Here is a 5,598-nt window from a genome sequence, read left to right as displayed (position 1 = left end):
CTCGTGCGGGCTCGGCTCGCCCGCCGCCTCGGCGATGCGTCCGGCGATCGACCCGGCGGCGGCGCGCAGCCCGTCGGCCGCGCGGCCGGTCTCCCGGCGGCGCTCGCCCAGCCAGTTCTCGACGGCGGTGAAGATCTCGGCCGCGAACAGCCGCTCCAGCAGCTCGCGGCGGCCCTTGGCGTCCGCGCGCAGGAACCCGGCGAACGCGCCCTGCGGCAGCATCGCGACCTGGCAGAACTGCGCGGCGGTCATGCCGAGCAGCCCGCCGATGACGTCGTCGGCCTCGCCCACCCGGGTGGACAGCGCCACCCACCCGCCGTGCTCGTACTCCTCCAGGACGACCTTGGCGTTCTCCTTGGTCAGCCCCTCGCCGCGCTTCTTCGGCCGGTGCCACTCGGGCGACCGCGTGACGCGCAGCCGCCGGCCCCGGACGGTCGTCTCCAGCTGGACGCTCGGTGCGAGCCCGGGCGCGGCGTGGTCGCTGCGCAGCCCGCGCGCGCTGTTGCGGACGCCCGGGACCTGCCCGTACAGCGCGAAGCAGACCGCGTCGAGGACGCTGGTCTTGCCCGCGCCGGTCTGGCCCTGGATGAGGAACAGGCCCGCGTCCGACAGCGCGCCGAAGTCGATCTCCTGCCGGTCGCTGAACGGGCCGAACGCGGTGACGACGAGCCGGTGCAGTCGCATTACCGCAGCGCCTCCTTGCGGCGGAACGCCTCGAACGCCTCGTGCAGCAGGGCGCTCTCGGCCTCGGACGCGGGCGTGCCGGTGACCTCGGCCACGAAGTCGCCGGCGATGTCGAGGTGGGACCGCTCACGCACCCGCTCGGCGAACGTGCGGCTCCCGGCCGCGCCGTCCGGCGCGTCCGGCTCGAAGGACAGCGCGAGCGTGTGCGGGAACCGGCGGCGCAGCCGCTCCATCGCCGAGGTCGGACGGTTCGGGTCGGTGATGGTGACCTGGAGCCAGTGCCCGGTGAGGCGGTCGTGGCGCGGCGACTCGAGCAGGTCGTCGAGGCGTCCGCGCAGCCGCGCGAGCGGGCGCGGCACCGGCGCCTCCACGAACTCCTCGCCGAGCGAGCCGTCCGGGCGCAGGTCGATCAGCCAGGAGCCCTTGAGGTGGTCCGCCTCGGAGAAGGAGTAGGCGAGCGGCGAGCCGGAGTACCGGACCCGCTCGGTGATGCGCTGGCGTCCGTGCAGGTGGCCGAGGGCGGCGTAGTCGACGCCGTCGAACACCGACGCCGGGACGTGCGCCGCGCCGCCGACCGAGATGTCGCGTTCGCTGTCGCTGGGCTCGCCGCCGGTGACGAACGCGTGCGCGAGCACCACCGACCGCGTGCCCGGACGCCCCGCCAGGTCGGCGCGCACGCGTCGCATCGCCTCCCCCAGCGCGGCGGGATGGCCGCGGTCGGGCAGGTTCCAGTCGGCGCGGACGAGCTCGGGCTCCAGGTACGGGATGCCGTAGATCGCGACGCCCTCCACCAGGACCGGCTCGCCGACGCGCTCCGGGTCGGTGCGCAGGTGCACCCCGGAGGCGTCCATCAGCCCCGCCCCGAAGCCGAGCCGCCGCGCCGAGTCGTGGTTGCCCGCGATGAGGACGACCCGGGTGCGCTCGGCGAGCCGTTCGAGCGCCTCGTTGGCGAGCCTCACCGCGTCCACGCCGGGCAGCGCGCGGTCGTACACGTCGCCGGACACCAGCACGCAGTCGACGCGCTCGTCCCGCACGGTCGCCACCAGGTGGTCGACGTACGCCGCCTGCGCGGACAGCAGGTCCTCGCGGTGGAACGAGCGGCCGAGATGCCAGTCGGAGGTGTGGAGTATTCGCATCGCGGTCACACCCTAGGCGTCCCCTCCGACACTTCCGGCCCGGAAACGCCGTCCCGCACCGATTCACGGCACGTCGTCACGCTCGGTGAGACCGTCCGCACCGAGCGCGGGCGGGCTGTTCGGTCCCCTAGAGTGGCGCGCGTGAGCGACCGTCCCCACGTGCTGCTGAGCTGCGCCATGTCGATCGACGGCTACATCGACGACGCGTCCCCGGAGCGGCTGCGGCTGTCCACCCCGGCCGACTTCGACCGGGTGGACGCCGTCCGCGCGACCTGCGACGCGATCCTCGTCGGCGCGGGCACGGTCCGGGCGGACGACCCGAAGCTGCTGGTCAAGAGCCCATCGCGGCGGGACCGGCGGGTCGCGCAGGGCATGCCCGCCGACCTCACCAAGGTGACGGTGACCTGGAGCGGCGACCTCGACCCGGACGCGCGGTTCTTCACGACCGGCGACGCGCCGAAGCTGGTGTACGCCTCGTCCGGCAACGCCGAGGCGCTCGCCGCGCGGCTGGGCGACCGCGCCGAGGTGATGGACGCGGGCGAACCGGTGCATTTCCCCGCGATGCTCGCCGACCTGGCCCGGCGCGGGGTGCGGCGGCTGATGGTCGAGGGCGGCGGCGCGATCCACACCGCGTTCCTGCAGCAGGGCCTGGTGGACGAGATCCAGTTGGTCGTCGCGCCGTTCTTCCTCGGCGACCCGGCCGCGCCCCGGTTCGTCGGCTCGGGCGTGTTCCCGCAGTCCCCGCGGCGTCCGATGCGGCTGGAGGAGATCACCCGCATCGGCAACCTCGTCATGCTGCGCTACCTGGTCGGAGACCACCGTGCCTGACGACGCCGGAACCGACGCCCCCGTGCCCGGCGCCTCCGCCGACACCGCCTGGCTGGCGCTCGCCTGCGACCTCGCCGCACTGTGCCCGCCGTCCGCCACCGCCTTCTCGGTCGGCGCGGTCGTCGTCGCGCCGGACGGGACGGAGCTCGCGCGCGGCCACTCCCGCGAGTCGGGCCCGCACGACCACGCCGAGGAGGCCGCCCTCGTCAAGCTCACCGCGGCCGTCCCGCCCGGCACCACGGTCTACAGCTCGCTGGAGCCGTGCGGGGCGCGCAGGTCCCGGCCGCGGCCGTGCGCCGAGCTGATCGTGGCCGCCGGGATCGGCCGGGTGGTGTACGCGTGGCGCGAGCCGTCCCTGTTCGTGGAGGGCACCGGCGACGAGTACCTGCGCGCGCACGGGGTGGAGGTCGTGGAGCTCCCCGCCCTCGCCGACCGGGCGCGCCGCCCCAACGCGCACCTCGCCTGAGACGAGCGCCGAGACCGCCGTCTCATCCCCCTTGCGGACGCCCCGGGGAACCGTGATGCTTGTCTACCAAGCAAGCATTCGGTCAAACCGGGAGGCGGCATGCGCGAACACGATCGGCTGTTCATCGGCGGCGGATGGGCGGCGCCCGCGGGCACCGGCGTCATCGACGTGGTCTCCCCGCACACCGAGGAGGTCGTCGGGCGCGTCCCGGACGGCACCGAGGCCGACATGGACCGCGCCGTCCAGGCCGCCCGGCTCGCCTTCGACAACGGCCCCTGGCCCCGGATGACCCCGGCCGAGCGCGCCGCGGTCCTCGGCCGGCTGTCGGCGGTCTACGCCGAGCGCCAGCAGGAGATGGCCGACCTGATCACCGAGGAGATGGGGTCGCCGATCCTGTTCTCCATCTTCGGCCAGGCGGCGCTCCCGCAGATGGTGCTCCAGTACTACGCCGACCTCGCCGCGGACTTCACCTGGGAGGACGAGCGCCCCGGGATGCTCGGCCCGGTCACCGTCACCCGCGAGCCGGTCGGCGTCGTCGCCGCGATCTACCCGTGGAACGTCCCGCAGTTCACGCTGATGCTGAAGCTCGCCCCGGCCCTGGTCGCGGGGTGCACCGTCGTCGCCAAGCCGTCCCCGGAGGCCCCGCTCGACGCCTACCTGCTGGCCGAGTGGGCGCGCGAGGCGGGCGTCCCGGACGGCGTGCTCAACTTCGTCCCCGCCGGACGCGAGGTCGGCGCGTACCTGGTGTCCCACCCCGGTGTGGACAAGGTCGCCTTCACCGGCTCCACCGCCGCCGGGCGCAGCATCGGCGAGGCCTGCGGCCGGCTGCTCCGCCCGGCCACCCTGGAGCTCGGCGGCAAGTCCGCCGCGATCGTCCTGGAGGACGCCGACCTCGGCACCACCATCGAGGGCTTCAAGATGGCGTCGCTGATGAACAACGGCGAGGCGTGCGCCGCGCAGACCCGCATCCTGGCCCCGCGCAGCCGCTACGACGAGATCGCCGACGCCCTCGGCGAGATGGTCTCGGCCCTCACCGTCGGCGACCCGGCCGACTACGCCACCGAGATCGGCCCCCTGGTCGCCCGCCGCCAGCAGGACCGCGTCGAGAACTACATCCGGATCGGCCAGGACGAGGGCGCCAAGATCATCGCCGGTGGCCTGGACCGCCCGCACGACCGCGGCTGGTACGTCGCCCCCACCGTCTTCGCCGACGTCTCCAACGACATGCGCATCGCCCGCGAGGAGATCTTCGGCCCGGTCCTCACCCTCATCCCCTACGAGACCGAGGACGACGCCGTCCGCATCGCCAACGACAGCGACTACGGCCTGGGCGGTTCGGTCTGGACCGCCGACGTCGCGCACGGCGTCGAGGTGGCGCGCCGCATCCGCACCGGCTCCTGCGGCGTCAACCTCTACGTCCTGGACCCGAACACGCCCTTCGGCGGCTACAAGGACTCCGGCCTGGGCCGCGAACTGGGCCCCGAGGGCCTGACCGCGTACCTGGAACACAAGGCCATCCCCCGCCCCCACTAGCACCGCCCGTCTCAAAAACACTGCGGTTCACGCACGCGAGAATTGGAGCATCGCTTGCCCGGGCGGAACGACAACCCGGGCAAGCGATGAGTCACGAACCGCCCGTGGAACACCACGAACGCGCCCCGGCCCGCGCGCGAGTGCGTGGCCAAGGGCGAGGGCGAGAAGCCGAAGGCGAGCGCCCTCGCCCTTGATCGCGAAGCGATGCCGCACTCGCCCGCAGGCCGGGCCGCCGGGGTGAGCCCCTAGGCGAACTCCGGCGGAGCCGGAGAATGCAATCAGCGGAGGACGGCCCCGGGCGGACGGGGACCACCGGGCGCCCGTTGGTCGGTGGTCCCCGTTCGGCCGGGGCCGTCCCCGCGGGCCCGGCGGCGGGGCGGAATCGCCGCGGGCCTCCTCAGGGGTGGTTCTTGGGGCCGGGGTCAGGTCACGGGGACGGGACTCCAGCCGTGGCGGTGGTGGCAGGCGCGCGCCACCTCCGGATCGACGGGGCCGGTGACCAGCAGGCGGACGTCCGGGACCGGCACCGGCGCGTGGTCGAAGGTGAGCGCGCGCAGCTTCTCCGGGGTGACGACCGCCGCGGTGGCCTGGTGCGCGCCGATGGCGTGCAGCAGCGGCGCGACCTCCGGTTCGGGGACGCCGACGAGGGTCGCGCCGTGCGCCAGGCACAGGTCGGACAGGCCCAGCAGGACGTCCGGGCGGCATTCGCGGACCCCGCAGACCAGCACGTCGCCGGAGTGGATCCGGGTGACGGCGGCGAGCCGGTGCAGCGCCGCGAACCGGTCGGCGTGGGTGAGGTCCACGGGCGGCTCGAACAGGCGCAGCGCGGGCTCGGTCGTCTCGGGCGGCGGACCGGACGCGCCGGCGCTCCCCACGCCGGCGCCCTCTCCGGCCGGCCCGCCACCCGGCTCCCCCCAGGCGACGGCCGCGTCTCCCCACGCGGCCGTCCGC

5 protein-coding genes and 1 pseudogene are annotated in these 5,598 nt (G+C 74.6%); 3 read left to right on the top strand and 3 right to left on the bottom strand.

Annotated elements, in window-relative coordinates; genetic code table 11:
• Both DZF91_RS05845 and DZF91_RS05840 read right to left on the bottom strand, forming a co-directional pair.
• Positions 1–684: AAA family ATPase (locus DZF91_RS05845; protein WP_147341011.1), on the bottom strand; the 684-nt coding region annotated here is incomplete at its 3' end.
• Positions 684–1,820 (bottom strand): exonuclease SbcCD subunit D, encoded by a 1,137-nt coding sequence (locus DZF91_RS05840; RefSeq protein WP_117356467.1) that lies wholly within the window; start codon positions 1,818–1,820, stop codon positions 684–686. The genes DZF91_RS05840 and DZF91_RS05845, both read right to left, overlap by 1 nt.
• Positions 1,821–1,961: 141 nt before the next feature.
• On the opposite strand from DZF91_RS05840, the gene DZF91_RS05835 reads away from it, so the two are divergent.
• From DZF91_RS05835 to DZF91_RS05825, 3 genes are all read left to right on the top strand, one after another.
• A complete protein-coding gene (locus tag DZF91_RS05835; protein ID WP_235834107.1) occupies positions 1,962–2,648 on the top strand; it encodes a RibD family protein in 687 nt (228 codons plus the stop codon).
• Entirely contained in the window at positions 2,641–3,114 is a 474-nt protein-coding gene (locus DZF91_RS05830; RefSeq protein WP_117356465.1) for a cytidine/deoxycytidylate deaminase family protein, read from the top strand. The genes DZF91_RS05835 and DZF91_RS05830 overlap by 8 nt, the downstream gene beginning before the upstream one ends.
• Before the next feature lie 99 nt (positions 3,115–3,213).
• Positions 3,214–4,647 (top strand): aldehyde dehydrogenase, encoded by a 1,434-nt coding sequence (locus tag DZF91_RS05825; protein WP_117356464.1) that lies wholly within the window; start codon positions 3,214–3,216, stop codon positions 4,645–4,647.
• Positions 4,648–5,069: 422 nt separating this feature from the next.
• Here the strand turns inward: DZF91_RS05825 and DZF91_RS05820 are convergent.
• Positions 5,070–5,598, bottom strand: a pseudogene (locus DZF91_RS05820) (AMP-binding protein); the annotation flags it as partial.

The organism is Actinomadura logoneensis (assembly GCF_003428695.1).
GTDB lineage: Bacteria > Actinomycetota > Actinomycetes > Streptosporangiales > Streptosporangiaceae > Spirillospora > Spirillospora logoneensis.
Note: the sequence above shows the minus strand (reverse complement) of the source record. Positions and strands in the feature narration are given on the sequence as shown.

Bases quoted from the DNA above. Each gene is read 5' to 3' on its own strand.
- DZF91_RS05825 (WP_117356464.1), top strand. From the start codon at position 3,214: ATGCGCGAACACGATCGGCTGTTCATCGGCGGCGGATGGGCGGCGCCC.
- DZF91_RS05840 (WP_117356467.1), bottom strand. From the start codon at position 1,820: ATGCGAATACTCCACACCTCCGACTGGCATCTCGGCCGCTCGTTCCAC.